The following is a 16,610-nucleotide window of genomic DNA, read 5'->3' as shown; positions in this document are numbered from 1 at the left end:
TAATAAAGCGTGATGTAATTTAGTTTGTGAAGCTATGTAAAAAGGGAGCCGAGGCTCCCTTTAAAATAACTAAGTAGTTATAAAATTACTTTTGTTTACGACGACGCATAAATGCAAACGGCGCAGCAAGTAACGTTAACCAAGCGAGTGAGCCCGATGAACCATTGCTTTCAGGCTCTGGAGTTGGGGTCACAGGCTGAGGGTCTGCAATGGTATCGTTAACAACAATTGATACCATGGTTTCTTCAGCAGTCGTGCCTGATGCTTCACGCACTGTGTATGTGAAGCTATCTTCACCAGAGAACTGCGCATTTGGCGTATAATCAATTGTGCCATCTTCATTCACTGTAGTTGAACCATTTGCAGGTGCAGAAGCCACCTCAACAGTTGATGCGACTAGGCTGCCTTTAATTCTTACGCCTTTATGGGCAGAGAATTCTGCATTTTCTGTTTCTGAAGAAGCTACTGCGTCAAATACAAAACGCGACTCAGCCATATCATTAGCTAATACATCAATAGTCACTGTTTGCTCTTCATCAACTTCTACAGAATCTGCTGCTGTGTAATGGCTGCGATCTTTTGCAAAAGCCTGATATTGAATATCAACCACACCGCCTTTAATTTGATCAACCAAATAGCCACTACCAATACCATTACCCGTTGGAACGGTGTCTAGCATAGCTCCTACGTTACCATCGGCAGACTCTACACCCGCAGAGTAAGGAGCAGGCAATGTGGGTACATCAATGTAATTCATACGTATTTCATCAGTGCCTTCTTTTAAGATCACTTGGAACGTGTACTTATCACCTGAAGCGCTACCCCAAAGCTCAACATCATGCCATTCTACAACAACATAACCGCTATCAAATTTAGCAACATAGATCTCACCGCCACCGGACGTACCACCCGCTAAATCAAAGTCAGCCCAAAGCGGCGCTATAACACCGTTAGGTGTACGTGCATTAGGCATTGCTTGAGGGCTCCAAGAGTTAGTGGTGTTTACATCTGCACCAACAGCAATAAAGCCATTATCTGAGATGGTAAATGCTGAGTACTCTTTCCCATCAAAAATAAAGTCAGCTTCAACCGTAATGGTTATTTCATCACACCCGTCAGGACACGCTTGAGGCTCAAAGTCATCATCAGCCAATGAGAAGGTACCTAAGAAATCACTGCTGTTAATAGCAAACTCTTTTGGTCCTAATGTACCCGTCCAGGTAAGCTCTTTGTTGTCTTCACTTAATGTTACTTCGCCTGCACCATTAGTCACTTCAACAACAGGCGCTGCACCTTTTAAAAGCTCCGCATTCTCATCAAGTTTTACATTTACAGATAGTTCTTCAGTAAATAAAGTATTGTTAAATTGCACCCCTATTTTTGCTGGAGTAGAAGAGTTTAAAGAATCGGCATCGACTGTTGCGCTAAACACACTGCTATTGGTTGCTTCGTTATCATAAATAGCAAATGGTAAATGCGCGACTTGGCCTGTTTCAGTATGAGTCCATACAACGTGACCAAAGTTCCAACCTTTAACATCATTAAACGTTGAATCAATATCTAGGTTAAACTCAGCCATGTCTGTGCTTGTTTCAGCACCCTCTGAATCAGTAGAAGTAGAACCATGTGCACCCAGTGTAACTGTATTAGGAGACACAGAGATTTCTGCGCCTTGCATATCTGTTACTACTTTTGCCGTCCACTCGCCAGCTGTATCTGTCATGTTTTGCACGGTATTTGAGAAACTACAAACGCTTAAACAGCTCGGATCGGCGTAAGAGCCATGTTCAAACGTAAGCGCAGCTTCTAGCGCATTAGGTACATCTAATCGACCAGCACCTACATCAAAGGCATCAGCTTTTGTCACTAAGTCTTCTTTATGTAGACCATCCATTTTAGATGAACTCATAAGTGCGGTTTTAATCTGTACCGCATTCCATTCTGGGTGAGCTTGCTTCATAAGCGCTGCTGCACCTGCAACATGTGGGCTCGCCATACTTGTACCTGAAATAGCGTTAAAGGTAATGCCATTTCCTTCATCTGGCGAATACGCAGATAAAATATCAGTACCTGGTGCTGCAATATCAGGTTTTAAGAAGCTAGGCTCACCATTAGGGCCACGCGAACTTGAAGAATTGACTGCATCAGTAAATTTCTCTTGAATTGTTCTTTTAACACTAGGATCGAGTGATGCAATAACCGGCTCTTCAGCTGCTGTTAAAAGCTCAACTAAGCTTAAACCATCTTCTTGGCTGATTGCTGAGGCTGGAATTGTAGCATCATCCATAGACATGCCCATTGCACCGCCTGCAACATTGTTGTGGATAATTACCGCTGTTGCACCTGCTTTTGCTGCATTTTCAGCTTTAGCTGTAAATGCGCAGCTACCACGAGAGATAAGTGCAACAGAATCCGCAAATGAGATATCCTCAGCGAACTCTTCACACCCTTCAAAGTTATCAGGCGCTACAACCTGCGCAGAAATTATAGGGAGCGAGATAGGGTCTGTTAATAAACCGTTGCTTCCTTCAATACTTAAATAAGTTTCGCCTGCCACTTCAACTTGCTGAGAGAAAAAACGCCCTGTTTGCGTATTGGCCACTGTGAGACCCGACTCTATACAGCTAGGACAACCAATAGTTTGGGCGCCGTTACCATCGTTACCTGCTGCGGTTACAACCACTACACCGGCTTCTTCTGCAGCGGTGAATAAATCACTATACGCACTACCAGAAGGGTTGCCACCTGGACCACCGCCCCACGAGTTGTTAATTACGTCTGCGCCATCTTTAATGGCTGCTTCTAATGCAGCCATGAGCGCTACAGTTGTACCGCTGCCTCGCCCATCGGCTGTGTGCCAAAGCGCTTTGTAAGCCATTAATTGTGCTGCTGGTGCTACACCTGAGATTGACACGTTATTGTCTTGGTAAGTAATTTCAATTGGGTTACCTACAGCGGTACCCGCAACATGCGTTCCGTGACCGTCGTATCCTAGTGGAGAGCCAATATATTCATCAGGATGAACATCACTTGGTGTTGGGCCAAATGCACGTGCAACAATTAATTTGTTGTTACAAAAATCGGCTTCACCGCCCTCTATACGACAGTAATCAGGGTTTTCTGCGATGTAAGCAGCCTCTTCTTCACTAAACTCTGCAGCTGCGAAACCCACATCTGAAAACATTGGGTTTTCTGGGCGAATACCCGAGTCAATGATCGCAACTTTAACGCCTTTACCCGCTTCAGATTGGCCACCAAGCGCCTGCCAAGCCTCTACGCCTCTAATTACATCAATAGAAGCATCCATTAATGTGTGGTACTCAGTATCTAAAAATACTTTTTTAACACCCGCAAGTTTAGCGAGTTTTTCACGCTGTCCTTGCTCACCCTCTACTACGATACCATTAAAAAGGGTGCTGAATGAGTGTGATACAGCGCCCCCACTAACAGACGCGGCTACTTGTGCTACGCTTTTTTGCTTGGCTTTTAAGTAACTGCTGTATTTTAAAGCGGGTGCTGAACTAAGTTTAATTTTACTATCACCAGTAACGGCGGCAGAGGTTGCTTCAAGCCCTGCGATACCGCCTTTGTAGGTTGCTAGCGGCTCATCTTCAAGCTGGATAATATAGCGTGCTTTAGTAGAGATAGTTTTATCTTGAGAGTATGTTTTTACACTTGATGTTTCTGGGACGTATCCTTTAGATAAATCAGGTGTAGCTGCTACGCCGTATGACATCATAGCTAAACCTATAGCTGATGAAATAGCGGTTCTTTTCAGTGTTATATTAGACATTATTTCCCCTGGAGTGTGTTTTATATTATTGTATTTACTCAATTCGATATTATTAGAATTGTGATTTTAATATAGAACTTCAGCCCTTAAGCTAGCAACAACTCAATTACAGCTAGATTACAAAGGTGCAAAAAAAGCCCTTCGCAAAAATCATAAATGATTAATAAAAAACAAGTTTTTAGCTAACCGGCATTTGTAAATCACTGTAAACAAACCCTAACTTCTCTATGGAAAATGAATGAGTAACGACGTTATAAATATTTTAACCATGGCTAAAGTAATTCAGACTGCAGTCGCCCCTGTCTTTTTAATTACAGGAATTGCAGCCACACTCGGAGTCTTATCTAATCGTTTAGCGCGCATTACTGATCGTGCGAGGCAACTTGAGCGAAAACTTAAAGTAAGCACCGATGAAGACTTTAATAAAACCTTGGCCACAGAGCTACGCGCCCTGTTAAAGCGCTCGCGATGTATTCACATTGCTTTTAGTATGAGCGTTTTAAGTGCTTTGCTAGTATGTGCCGTGGTAATGCAGTTGTTTTTATCGCATATTCAATCTATTAATTTAGGGGTAACCATTGCAAGCTGCTTTGTGGCTGCAATGGCCTTATTAATATGTGGTTTTATGTCGTTACTTGGTGAAGTATTTTTGGCCACACGTAGTATGCGCCGAGGGATGATTTTTGCTGATATTAATGATTAGCAATAAAAAAGCCCGAGGCTTTACTCGGGCTTTTATCACAACATTTTAATTTTATTGTGCAGTATAAATAGTCTCTAACACTTCAATTCGTGCTTCTTTTGTATAGTCAGATGACTTTAACTGCTCTGCAGCAGCTAAAATATCTTGACCATCATTAACAGCTAATACCGCTATTTTAGTGCCTGGGAAAACAGACACTACCTTCAAGCCAGATAGCTGAGCTACCTCTGTTGCGTTCATGTCATCTTTAAGCAAAATAGTGATATTGCCAGAAAGCGACGTTAAGTTATTTGTTAGTACATTACGTACCAGCGTCCCTTTTGTTACTAACGATGAAGCCTCAGAAGATTCAACAACCGCCATCTCACCTTTAGTAGAAACAACATACTCATCAGCAGCAACACTTGCTGGTACTAAACGTAAGTTTTTTTCTACAACGTAAGAGCCAAAGTCGGTTTTGCTGTATTTCACACTATTTACCGGCTTTTTTGGAAGTTGCAGCTCTTTATCTGCTACTGAACTCGCTGTTGCACTTAGAGAAATACACGCAGCAGCACCTAAAATAACTAATTTATTCATTTTCATATCTATATTCCTTACTCTTGACCTGCGTGACCAAATGCTCTTAACGAAACGCCTTCTAAAACGCTTGCTGCACGGTTATTTGAAATACCAGTAACTCCAAGACCATTGTCAGTACCATCAGTAAAAGCAAAACTATCTGCTGCAGCATCAAGAACACGAATAGTCCACGTACCTTTTGTTGTCTCGCCATAGAAGGCATTAGACATAAGTACCGCATCCTTTAAAACATAACCTGTGTTCCAACCATTAGTAAAACTATAAGCTGGGTAGAATAGAGCTTGCTTAGACGCTAGTAATACACTACGCGTGCCTGATGGAGACGTTACTTCGATTGCTAAATCGGTACCAGCAGAGGTTTGCGTACCATCCGCTAAACCAAAGCCCATTTCAGTGTTGCTCACATCAAACTTGAACTGCATAGCTTCAATGTTTAACTCTTCTTCAACAATGATTTGCTGTGTAACACCCGCAGCACTGTTGTCTGGAATTTCTAGCGTAAGGGCATCTTCTTCAACAACAGAGCCAACACCACTCCAATCTGTAATAACTTGCTCGCCTAATACTACGTCGTACTCTTTTGCCATCTCAACGGCAGCACCAGCATCTACACGCCCAAAACCATATAAGTTATTAAAGTTATAACCTGCTGCATTTTCAACCCAGCCGTCATGCGCTACAAATTCACCTTCACCAACGCTAAGCGTTATAACTTCATCTTCTGTATCGTTGACTGTGCTGGTAGTAGCTAAGATATGACGAACATCGCGCCATGTTAGCTCCGGATTAGCTGATAAAATCAGTGATACTACACCTGACGCATTAGGTGCTGCCGAAGAAGTACCATTAAACGTTGAGGTATAGTTACAGCTAGCGTTATCTTCATGGCCTGGGTAATTGAATGGGTATTGCGATGCCGCAAAGTCTTCGCCATATGCTGCAGCCCATGCTGTAATCGAGCTACCATTAAAGCCTGAGTACCCGTTAATACAGGTCATTTGATCAGTTGTTACCATGGCAGGCGCCCAGCGCCCGTATTCACCCGCAGGGGCTGAAACCATTAGGTTAGCACCACCACTTGAGTAGCTTGTATGTGTACCATCAGCATTTACAGCTGCAACGCTTAAGTAATATGGATGACCCTGGCTTGGCTCAAACGCGCCGTTATAACAAGTAAGACCTAACTCATTTGCGCCATTATCAGCACATAATGACCCCTCATCGCCACCATCTACAAACGAGTTACCGCTTGATTTCATGTTTAGCGCACCTTTACCACCACGAAGGCTAAGGTTAGGGTATGACTCGATAGCTTCATCTAGCTCTGAGTAACCAATAAACGTTGGGAAGGTAATACCGTAGCTGCGGTTAAAAGCAGAAATGTTTTCTGATGTGCTAATGCCGCTTCCAGGGAAACCATGAGCGAGTAAATCGGTTTGCTCAATTTTATCGCCACCTAGGTAGTTCATGCCAATGAGACCAGCATCTGGTGCAACACCGCGCCCGCCTTTACCATTCCAGCCTTTTGCTGCAATTAAGCCTGCAACACTAGTACCGTGGTCACCACTGTTTGACAAACTTGTAGGGTCGGTACGGTCAAGCGCCTCTGCATCTAAGTTTAGAGAGCGATTAGGTAAAACGTTATCAACTAAATCTTCGTGACGAATTTCCATACCAGAATCAACAACAACCGCCGTTACGCCAGCACCTGTAACACCTTGAGCATAAGCTGCTGCTACGTTCATATCCTCGCCAACAACCAATTCTTCTGCTTCTGATTCAGCAAAATCCTCGTCAAAAATAGTTTGCGCTTCTTCTTCGCTGTAACCTAATTGGTTAACATATAAATCAATTAGGCCTTGCTTCATTTCATCGCTTAGAGCGTACGACTTTTGACCTGTGTTACGCAGATGCCATTGCTGATTAGCTAACGGATCAGTTGCAATATCACTAATAACTAATTGCGCAGACGCCGATTTACCATTTGCATTAGCGGTGTAATCAATTACCGCATCTTCACCCGAAACTGGAACGTAAGTAAAGGTATCGCCTTCAACAGTGAGTAAGCCGTGGCTAAAAGTATATACGCCATCTTGTGCTTCAACCGCTTCACCATTTTCAGTAAATGTATAGCCTAGTGTATCGCCATCGTTATCACTTGCATTAAACTCAGCTGTTACAGGTACCCATTGCTTTAAACCGGCAACGGCTACATCGCTTGCTTTTGGTGCAACATCGGTTACTACAGCAACTTGGCTATTATTGTCATTGTCGCTGCCACCACACCCTGCTAGCGTCATAACTACTGCGGCAGAAAGCGCCGACATTTTAAAGATATTATGCTTCATAAACTTCCTTCGTTATTTATTTTTATGATGACTCAAGGTACACAACAGGGCACTTAATAACAACGCACTGTTTACAGTCGTTAACAATAAAATGACAAGGTGTAATGATATATTCAGAAAACAAGCTATGAGACATTAAAGTTTCACTTGAATAAAATAAGTAATCGATTCAAGATGTCTAATTAGTAGATATAATTTCTTACAGGGGCAAAACATGAAATTTAAACAATTTTTAGCAGGGGTTGCTTTAGCAACATGTACACTTAGCGTATCTGCAAATACTGCATTTAAAGAACCAAGTGATGCTATTGAATACCGTCAAGCTGCATTTTCTATGATTTCAGTGCAAATTAGCGATATGGGCGCAATGCTAAAAGGTAAAATTCCTTTTGATGCAGAACAATTTAAAATGCGCGCTAATAACGCAGCTGCCCTTTCTAAAATGCCATGGGAAGCGTTTTACGAAGGCACAGATAAAGGTGATACGGCAGCCTTAGCTGATGTATGGTCAGACAATGCAACCTTTGTTAAAAAAGCCAATGCCTTCGCGGCCAATGCAGATAAGTTAGCTTTAGCAGCTCAATCTGGTGATAAGGCGGTAATTGGTAAAGCATTTGGCGCTTGGGCCAAAGGCTGTAAAGATTGCCACAAGCAATTTAAAGACTAATTACAATTAAAACAACACACACTAAAACGGCGCTTTATGCGCCGTTTTGTTTTTTCTTAGCTATTAACTTAGCAAGTAATTAAGTGGTTCTTTGCCCCATGTAACAGCCAGTAGCACGAGTAATCCAACAAAAATAGCCCACGCTAACCAAGGTGCCTGGGTGTTATCTATATTAGTTTGAGTGGCTTGCTCGCTGTTAGCCTGTTTACCGGTGATCATTGCTTTGACAAGTGGCTTTCCTTTTATTTTATACACAACTATGGCAGTAACATGCAGGCATATAGCATAAAATAAAATATCGAAGTTAAGGCGGTGCAGCCAATTTGCAAAATCAACTGTTGAGCTCGACACGTACTCAACCAAAGGACCATCAGTCAAAATGCCATCACTGCTCATTAGCCCAGTTACTAACTGCACTATAATAAGCACAAAAAACAACAAAACCATGTAGCTACCTGGCGCCGAATGACCCACCCCTTTACTAGGATTTTTAAACTCTTTAAGTACTGCTATTGGCGAGTGCAGTAACGCACTTAATTTTGCCGTTTTACTGCCCACCAGCCCCCACACTAAACGAGTCACTATTAATGCGATTGCGAAAAAGCCAGCTACAAAATGTAGCTCAATCATGCCCTCGTCAATGCTAAAGTAAAGCACAGCTATATTAATCACTAATAACCAATGGAAGCTTCTTATAAAGCCATCCCATACTTTTATACTTTGCATATGAATCCTCAACTTGTTGCCAGTCTTTGGCGCATTATTTTGATACTAAAACTATTATTCCAAAGTTTTACTAGTGCTGCATTAATGATATTACATAAAGCCCTATTTATGGCACACTAAACGCACACACATATTAGCTACTTGTATTAATGAATATAACTAAACGCGCAGTATTAAAAGGTTTTTTTGACATGCTCCCGCTTTGCTTAGCGGTTGTTCCTTGGGGGATATTATGTGGCTCTTTAGCGATTCAAAATGGCTTTAGCGCCTTAGAAACACAAGCAATGTCACTACTTGTATTCGCGGGTTCTGCACAATTAGTTGCCATTGAACTAATGGCCGGTAACACCCCTTTACTGACTATTCTATTTACCACATTTATTATTAGCTCTCGGCATTTTTTATACGGTTTAGCCGTACGCCATAAAGTTATTTCACAACCATTACGGTGGCGCTTACCAATCAGTTTTGTACTAACCGACGAGCTGTTTGCCTTTTCGCATCACCGCAAAGCCTATAAAACAAAAGCGCGCCTAATATACGCTTTAAGTGCGGGTTTTAGTTTTTATATTGCATGGAACCTTTGGACACTCATAGGCATAGTTGCAGGAAGTGTGCTCCCTGATTTAACAAATTTAGGGCTCGACTTTGCTATTGCAGCTACATTTATTGCACTTGTGGTACCGGGCATAAAAAATTTAGCCTCGCTGGTTACAGTGATTGTTGCGGGTATTAGCGCCACACTTTTAAAAAGCACGGGATTTGAATTGTGGTTAGTTTGTGCTGCTCTACTTGCAATGAGTGCAGGCTACTTTACTGCAAGGCTTACTCAAAAAAAGGACTGCCCATTATGATGCTCACTATATTATTAATGGCGTGTATTACCTTTTTTACTCGTTACTTATTTTTACATCAACGCCTTGGTTTTAAGGTGGGCCCTAAAATGCAGCAGTTTTTAAGCTTTAGCGCACCCGCTGTACTAACCGCTATTTGGGTACCCATTATTTTTATAAATGAAGAGGGGATCAACCTAAACTGGCACAACCCTTATTTAAGCGCAGCTATCGTTGCGATTATTGTTGCCTATAAAACACATAATATTTATTACACAACGCTTGCCAGTATGGGGTTATTTTTAATTTTAAATTAGGGCGTGTTGACCTTTGGCGTTTGAATTTGCAGCAGTATGTTTGGTTTTTAGGCAAGGCAGAGCCTATGAAGTGTGGTTATTCCCCATAAATAGGCGATAACGTAGCATAAATGCCAAACATGCGCTGCCCTTTGGGTTCTGCCTAGGGGCGATAAACTCTTTGTTGTCTACATGGATGTAGGTAAGGGGCGTGAGCAGGACGCGGAAGCTCTGCTCGGTTTTTACTTATTCTTACATGGATGTAAGTCATTAGAATAACGCAGGAGCAGTTATCGAGCCTACTAGGTTACAAACCTCGTGCCGCGATTTGATCGCTCCTAGGTTGAACAAATTTCAATCCGCAAAGTTCAACACGCCCTAAATAACAGCCAACCCATTAACAATGTCTAAAGTTTATACTTTTAGTAACGCGCTACAGCGGGTAGAATGTAGCAAACAACAATAAAAAAGCGCCCATCATGCATGAATTTCATCAATTAACGGCTACTGCGTTAAACGGAAAAACAATTAACTTTAGCGACTTTGAAGGAAAGGTTGTACTTATTGTTAATACCGCCAGTGAGTGTGGATTTACAAAGCAATATGAATCTCTACAAGCGCTACATACTAAATACGCGCAAGCTGGCTTGGTTATAATTGGTTTTCCATGTAATCAATTTGGTCAGCAAGAGCCAGGCGACGCGACGCAAATACAACAAGGCTGTTTAATTAACTATGGGGTAAGCTTTTTAATGGCCGCAAAGGTGGATGTAAATGGCCGTCACGCACACCCTGTATTTAGGTATTTAAAATCGGCCTTGCCCGGCTTTTTAACACGAAAAATAAAGTGGAACTTCACTAAGTTTTTAATCGCACCCGACGGTACGCCTATTAAACGTTATGCCCCTTTTACAAAACCAGAAAAGTTAGAAAGCACCATTCAACAAGCACTCGCTAAAAAGTAAGTACATAAAAGTAATAAAGAGGCATAAAGCCTCTTTATTGCCAGTATTTAGCTTTCAAACATGCGTATACGCACATTCAAACCTTAAAACAGGCGCATTATTTTAACTAGCACAATTTAGTCTATGTAATCGTTTAAGTCGTCTTCACCTAGGTTTTTACGCAAACGTTTTTGCTCAAGGTAATCTTCCAACTTCTTTTTTACCTTTTGCTTTTTTTTATCATGCTGATTACGCCCGACCATTTCGTACTCGTCTTCAACAAAATCATCATCTAGCGCATCGTAACTAAATGTCTTACCCACAACCCACTCCATAAAGTGCTTAAGACCAACTCAGGTTGATTCCTGCACTTGGTAAATTAAAAAAGTTTAGCGCTAAAATACGAACAAATTAGCACCAAAATAAAGCCACGTGACTATCGTAAATAGCCTTCATGTCAATATTGTGAATAAATAGCGCTAAATTAAGAAAGTGGAAAGTGAGAGTTTTTTATCGTTTCGACAAATAAAATTTATCATTTATTTATTTTTAGTGTTTTTGACTAAAAAGTAGTTTATTTATCAAAATTAAAAATCATTACAAATACACAAATTTTCATAACCAATTGTTTTAAAATAAAAATAAATAATGGCATCAAACTTGTTAATACTTAACTGTCATCAACAATTATTAGAGAATAAACATGAAAAATTTACTATTAGTAAGCGCTTTAATTTGTACACCCGCTGCAATGGCACATAACGATAACAATGCGGGTATTTCGTTTAGCAACGAACAGTGCAATGTAGAGTTTAAAAACGATGTACGCATTAAGCCTAGCGAATTAGAAATTTTTACCGCATCTAATCAATTCATGCGCTTTAACAGCAATGGCAAATTAACTATAAATGGCGAACAAGTATCCATTAGCAGCGAGCAGCGCCAAGCGCTTGCCCAATATTCGGATAACTTACGTACGCAGCTACCGGAGGTTGCTAATATTGCCCTAGACGGAGTGAAAATAGCCGGTGTAGCACTAGAGGAAGTAGCCAACGCATTTAATATTGATGGGCTTGACGACTTGTCTGGCCTAATGGACGATATAAAACTGGAAGTAGAAAACACCTTTTACCAAAAAGGTACGTTTGTAATGGGCCAGCAAAGCTTTAATCAATTTGGTGAAAACTTTGAACACCAGTTTGAGGAGCAAATAGAAACCGTGGTTGAGTCTGCCGTTATGCAATCAATGGGCAGTATTTTAGTTGCTTTAGGCTCTGAGCTACTTGGTTCGGGTGGTGATATGGATGCATTTGAGCAACGCATGGAAAATATGGGCGCGCAAATAGAAGAAAAAGTAGAGCTACATGCCAGTGCACTTGAAAAGCGTGCTAACTCTTTATGCGACAGCTTTGCCAGCATTGCACAGCAAGAAGAGCAATTAGTAGCGCAGTTACCGCAACTAAAAGGTTACGAGTTATTTACCATTAAACAAAACTAATACACAAAACCGTATTTAACATCCCTTTAGCAGCACTTGTATATTAGGTGCTGCTTTTTTCATTCTTTTAGCGTGTGAGCCAGCGCACCTAACGTGGTAATAGCCTGCTCAATTTTTTCGCTCCACTGCACCCCGTAGCTTAACCTAATACAGCTTTTATATTTATTACTTGCTGAAAAAATAAGGCCAGGGGTTATGCTAATACCAGCTTCTAAAGCCAGTAAAAATAACTTTTGACTGTCTACCCCTTGGCCTAAATCTAGCCAAATAACACACCCACCTTTAGGGTCACTAATACGTGTATTTTTAGGCATTGCGTTTAATAAGCACCACCGCATGCGCTCTTTGTTATTACGTAAGCGCTGCCTAAGTACTTTTAAATTACGGTCATATTCACCACTGGCTATAAACTCAGAAAGCGTCCACTGATTTATAAGTGAGGCAGAGCAACTTAATGCACGCTTATGCCGGCGCGCTTGACCAGCAAACTTGCCTGCTATTAACCAACCTACTCGATAACTGGGTGCCGCCGTTTTTGAAAACGAGGCGCAGCTGATCACAAGCCCCTTTTTTGAATACGCTAAAGCGGGCGTGCCGCGCTTGGCAGTAAAGTGCAAATCGCCGTACACATCATCTTCTATAAGAACAACATTATGTGACTCTATTAAGTCCACCATTTGCTTACGGCTTTCATCGCTCATAAAGCTGCCAACCGGGTTATTGATTGCGGTCGAAAATAAGCATGCTTTTATATCATGTTGCTCAAGCGCTTGAGCTAGGTCATTAAGCCAAATACCGTTGTCGGGGCATAGCGGGATTTCAAGCGCTTTTAAGCCTAAGCTCTCTATTAATTCAATAATGCCGTGATAGCACGGGGTTTCAATAGCCACTACATCGCCGGGCTTAGTAACACACTTAAGTGCGATAGCCAGCGCCTCTTGCGCACCATTAGTGATCACCAGTTCATCTATATTTACGCCAATACCAAAGCCTAAGTATCTATGCACTAATTGCTTTTTAAGCGCACCAAAACCATCAATAGGGCCATAATTTATAACACTCGGTCCAGCAATTGTCATAACTCGGCGCATATTTCTCGCAAGTGCTTTATCGGTAGGGGCAGCAGCAACGGGATTCGCGATACCAAAAGCTATAATATTAGGCTGATGAATAGCACTATATACTTGCTCTATTAACGCTTGTTTATTTACAGTGACAGGTTCACGGCTTAATTTTACGCGCTTAGGTAAACTATAAACCGTATTAAGCACCGTTAAAAAGTAGCCCGATTTTTCACGCGCCTCCACTACTCCTTGATCTTCTAACGCTTGATACGCTTGCTTAACAGTTGGAACGCTAATATTTAAGTTATTGGCCATTTTACGAAGTGATGGAAGTTTTTCCCCTGGTAATAATACCTTCTGCGTTTGCATATCCTTGATTAGCTCAATAACTTGTTGATATAAAAACTCGGCTTTTTGCTTACTGGCTGTTGGCTGCATATCTCGCTCAAATCTGTATAGGTTACATTTATACTTTTCTGTATATGGTAAGTATACAGATAGGCCTTAAAATAACCACTCAATCAGTTTTTTAGAGGTGTGCCATGAAAAGCGCAGCGCTATATCTCACAACAGTGTTAATTTGGGGCTCTACGTGGCTGGCGATTTCATTTCAGCTAGGCGATATCGCTGTGGAGCTTTCTTTGCTTTATCGTTTTGCCATAGCAGCTGTATGTATGTGGCTATTTGCGGCCTACAAAAAACCTAATATGCGATTTTCATTAGTCGATCATGGTTTTTTTGCTTTATTGGCCATTTGCAACTTTGGCTTAAATTATTTGCTTTTGTATTGGGCTCAAAACTACCTTTCTTCGGCAATGGCCTCTATTGCTTTTTCGATGCTATTAATAATGAACATAATCAACACCCGTTTATTTTTTGCAAAACCTATAGCCAAACGAATTTACTGCGGCGCGCTAATCGGTGTGATAGGTATTATTTGTCTATTTTGGCCGCATTTAAAGCAATTCGACTTGAGTAATGGGGCGTTGGTCGGGTTACTACTTGCCCTTGGGGGCACCTTTGTGGCTTCATTGGGCAATATGATCAGTGTACGCAATTCTAATCGGCAAATAGGTGTATTGCAGGGTAACGCATGGGGCATGTTATATAGCGCAGTTGGTTTAGCCGTTTATGTATTAATAAATGGTATAACGGTCAGTTTTAGTGCCCCTACCAGCTATTGGCTGTCGCTGTTGTATTTATCAGTTTTTGGCACTGTGATTGCGTTTGGCTGCTATTTTGCTTTGTTAAAAAACATTGGCCCCGAAAAAGCAAGTTACGCCATCGTTTTGTTTCCGTTGGTGGCAGTCACATTAAGTAGCTTTTTTGAAGGCTTTGAATGGCACGCAAACACCTTTGCCGGTTTTAGTTTAGTACTACTGGGTAATGCAATTGTACTTACCCCCACAAAAAGAATTAACGCCTTTTTAGCAAGCCGCTGCGTTGCTAAAAATGGTTCCGTCCCCAGTTAGAGGCGTTTTTAACGCACTAACACAAAAGCGCCTACTTTACTGTAGGCGCTTTTTTATTGGTATATGAAAATTAATGGCCTGCTTATGTATAGCAATAATCGCGGGCGTGACGCCTACCAGCTCGCCATCCGCCTCAACGAATAAATTTTTAGTTGTAATATGCGCTTCTTTTAATTGGCTATAAGTGAGCCTTTTTAGGGTGTGATGGCGCTTAAAAAGAAGTTTAATAAAGCTAAATAAGTGATTAACAACACTACTCGCTTGCATTTGGTAGCAATCAAGCAGGCCATCATCAATTTCAGCTCTAGGTGCTATTTTAATTCCGCCGCCAAAATACTGAGAGTTCGCAAATACAGTTATTAAATTTGGGTACTCACTTTGTTTATTTAAAAATACTCCCTGTAGTGTGCTTGCTTTATAAGTAAAGAGCGACTTAAAACTCGTCCACTTATAACGCCAAGCAGGCATGCTTTGTAAATGACCTAACTGCTTAATTACATGAGCATCAAAACCAACACCAGCCACATTAATAAAGTAACGGGTATTAATTTTACCTATGTCAATTAAGTGTGTAGGGGCATTAAAAATAGCGTTTTGCCACTGTTTAGCCGTGCAATGAAAGCTTCGCGCAAAATCGTTACCCGTACCACAAGGTAATATTGCCAAACTGCAGGTACTGTTAATCACGCCATTAAGTGCCAAATTAAGCGTACCGTCGCCACCAATAGCCACTGCTATTTGGCTTTTTTGTGCATTCGCTTTAATGCTTGCTAAGTCGTACTCATAATTACCTGTTGTTTTGACCGTGATATAAAGAATATTTTTCTTCTGACATGTTTTTTTAAGCCAATCGAGGTGTTCTAACACCGCTTTTTTTACGCTCGGTTTAACTATTATTAACAACTGCAAGTAATTTATCCCCTTTTAGTCGGCACGCCAGTGTAAATAAAAATTAAGTTAAAATTAATTTATCTGAATAATTAATCACAATAGTGAGTAAAAATTTATTACAAACTTTTATAAAAACAAAAAACACTTATAAAACAACTCACAAATTAAACCCCGCGGTTAAATAACTATGCAAACCCGCCTCTTATCAGCTTTAAATAAAAACAAAACAAAACAATTTCAGATAAAAATAACTAATAGCTAAGCCTTAGTTTATATTGTTGTATTTTTAAACAAAAAAGAGTCAAAATGCTCGCGATTTAAACACATACACCTTGGAGCAAAGACATGAACCCAATAAACACCCTAAACCAAAATGCAGCAGCCCACGTTGGCGTAAAACCAACTAACCGTAAAGCTAAAATGCTGGCTAAATTAAACCGTATGGGCAAAAAATTAGCATTAAACAGTGCCGCGCAATACAAATAATCAACCTTGTTATGATTATTAAGCAGGGGCAGTAAACAACTAACCACTATTGAAAGCACTTCTTTAGCTCCCTTAGTTTACTGCCACCCTTTAATTTTTAGTTTAAATCCTTCTAATTTCCCTCTATTTACAAAAAAAACCGCAATTACGTCTACTTTTTAAGCAAACAGTTTATTTGCTATTTACACAACGGTATCACCTAAGTATTATTCTGCGTCACGGAGAGATGGCAGAGTGGTCGAATGCACCGGTCTTGAAAACCGGCATAGGTTTGTAGCCTATCTAGGGTTCAAATCCCTATCTCTCC

General features: G+C 40.9%; 15 protein-coding genes and 1 tRNA gene. 9 read left to right on the top strand and 7 right to left on the bottom strand.

The window, feature by feature from the left end; all coding sequences use genetic code 11:
• Window positions 1-85: 85 nt before the first annotated feature.
• A complete protein-coding gene (locus AN389_RS12740) occupies window positions 86-3,793 on the bottom strand; it encodes a S8 family serine peptidase (protein WP_055015855.1) in 3,708 nt (1,235 codons plus the stop codon).
• 238 nt (window positions 3,794-4,031) lie between these two features.
• Between AN389_RS12740 and AN389_RS12735 the strand changes: the two genes are divergently transcribed.
• Window positions 4,032-4,496 (top strand): DUF2721 domain-containing protein, encoded by a 465-nt coding sequence (locus AN389_RS12735; protein WP_055015854.1) that lies wholly within the window; start codon window positions 4,032-4,034, stop codon window positions 4,494-4,496.
• A gap of 51 nt (window positions 4,497-4,547) precedes the next feature.
• Here AN389_RS12735 and AN389_RS12730 read toward each other — a convergent pair whose 3' ends face one another.
• Window positions 4,548-5,081 (bottom strand): S8 family serine peptidase, encoded by a 534-nt coding sequence (locus AN389_RS12730; RefSeq protein ID WP_055015853.1) that lies wholly within the window; start codon window positions 5,079-5,081, stop codon window positions 4,548-4,550.
• Window positions 5,082-5,092: 11 nt separating this feature from the next.
• Window positions 5,093-7,426, bottom strand: a complete 2,334-nt coding sequence (locus AN389_RS12725; RefSeq protein WP_055019950.1) for a S8 family serine peptidase — start codon at window positions 7,424-7,426, stop codon at window positions 5,093-5,095.
• 214 nt (window positions 7,427-7,640) lie between these two features.
• Between AN389_RS12725 and AN389_RS12720 the strand changes: the two genes are divergently transcribed.
• Window positions 7,641-8,093 carry a cytochrome c gene (locus tag AN389_RS12720; protein WP_055015851.1) on the top strand — a complete coding sequence of 151 codons (453 nt, stop codon included), beginning with the start codon at window positions 7,641-7,643 and terminating at the stop codon, window positions 8,091-8,093.
• Between the two features lie 63 nt (window positions 8,094-8,156).
• On the opposite strand, the gene AN389_RS12715 is transcribed toward AN389_RS12720, so the two are convergent.
• Window positions 8,157-8,819 (bottom strand): cytochrome b/b6 domain-containing protein, encoded by a 663-nt coding sequence (locus tag AN389_RS12715; RefSeq protein ID WP_055015850.1) that lies wholly within the window; start codon window positions 8,817-8,819, stop codon window positions 8,157-8,159.
• Window positions 8,820-8,968: 149 nt separating this feature from the next.
• Here AN389_RS12715 and AN389_RS12710 point away from each other — a divergent pair, with 149 nt between their 5' ends.
• The 3 genes from AN389_RS12710 (at window position 8,969) to AN389_RS12700 (ending at window position 10,913) form a co-directional block, all read left to right on the top strand.
• On the top strand, window positions 8,969-9,673 hold the full coding sequence (locus AN389_RS12710) for an AzlC family ABC transporter permease (RefSeq protein ID WP_055015849.1): 705 nt from the start codon (window positions 8,969-8,971) through the stop codon (window positions 9,671-9,673).
• Window positions 9,670-9,969, top strand: coding sequence for an AzlD domain-containing protein (locus AN389_RS12705; RefSeq protein WP_055015848.1), 300 nt, complete (start codon window positions 9,670-9,672; stop codon window positions 9,967-9,969). Before AN389_RS12710 ends, AN389_RS12705 begins: the two co-directional genes overlap by 4 nt.
• 458 nt (window positions 9,970-10,427) lie before the next feature.
• Window positions 10,428-10,913, top strand: coding sequence for a glutathione peroxidase (locus tag AN389_RS12700; protein WP_055015847.1), 486 nt, complete (start codon window positions 10,428-10,430; stop codon window positions 10,911-10,913).
• Between the two features lie 116 nt (window positions 10,914-11,029).
• Here AN389_RS12700 and AN389_RS12695 read toward each other — a convergent pair whose 3' ends face one another.
• Complete coding sequence (locus tag AN389_RS12695) at window positions 11,030-11,215, bottom strand: PA3496 family putative envelope integrity protein (RefSeq protein ID WP_004589020.1); 186 nt, start codon at window positions 11,213-11,215, stop codon at window positions 11,030-11,032.
• A gap of 380 nt (window positions 11,216-11,595) precedes the next feature.
• Here AN389_RS12695 and AN389_RS12690 point away from each other — a divergent pair, with 380 nt between their 5' ends.
• Window positions 11,596-12,390, top strand: coding sequence for a YggN family protein (locus tag AN389_RS12690; RefSeq protein WP_055019949.1), 795 nt, complete (start codon window positions 11,596-11,598; stop codon window positions 12,388-12,390).
• 59 nt (window positions 12,391-12,449) lie between these two features.
• Here the strand turns inward: AN389_RS12690 and AN389_RS12685 are convergent, their stop codons facing one another.
• Window positions 12,450-13,892 (bottom strand): PLP-dependent aminotransferase family protein, encoded by a 1,443-nt coding sequence (locus AN389_RS12685; protein ID WP_055015845.1) that lies wholly within the window; start codon window positions 13,890-13,892, stop codon window positions 12,450-12,452.
• A 104-nt stretch (window positions 13,893-13,996) separates the two neighbouring features.
• On the opposite strand from AN389_RS12685, the gene AN389_RS12680 reads away from it, so the two are divergent.
• Window positions 13,997-14,926 (top strand): DMT family transporter, encoded by a 930-nt coding sequence (locus tag AN389_RS12680; protein WP_055018189.1) that lies wholly within the window; start codon window positions 13,997-13,999, stop codon window positions 14,924-14,926.
• Window positions 14,927-14,962: 36 nt separating this feature from the next.
• On the opposite strand, the gene AN389_RS12675 is transcribed toward AN389_RS12680, so the two are convergent.
• Entirely contained in the window at window positions 14,963-15,835 is an 873-nt protein-coding gene (locus AN389_RS12675; RefSeq protein ID WP_055015843.1) for a diacylglycerol kinase family protein, read from the bottom strand.
• 327 nt (window positions 15,836-16,162) lie between these two features.
• Between AN389_RS12675 and AN389_RS20550 the strand changes: the two genes are divergently transcribed.
• Both AN389_RS20550 and AN389_RS12670 read left to right on the top strand, forming a co-directional pair.
• Window positions 16,163-16,303: a hypothetical protein gene (locus AN389_RS20550; protein WP_004589025.1), complete on the top strand. Its 141-nt coding sequence runs from the start codon at window positions 16,163-16,165 to the stop codon at window positions 16,301-16,303.
• Between the two features lie 220 nt (window positions 16,304-16,523).
• Window positions 16,524-16,610: transfer RNA gene (locus AN389_RS12670), tRNA-Ser, on the top strand.

Source organism: Pseudoalteromonas sp. P1-7a, assembly GCF_001401855.1.
Lineage (GTDB): Bacteria > Pseudomonadota > Gammaproteobacteria > Enterobacterales > Alteromonadaceae > Pseudoalteromonas.
This window is presented reverse-complemented; position numbering and strand designations above follow the sequence as displayed.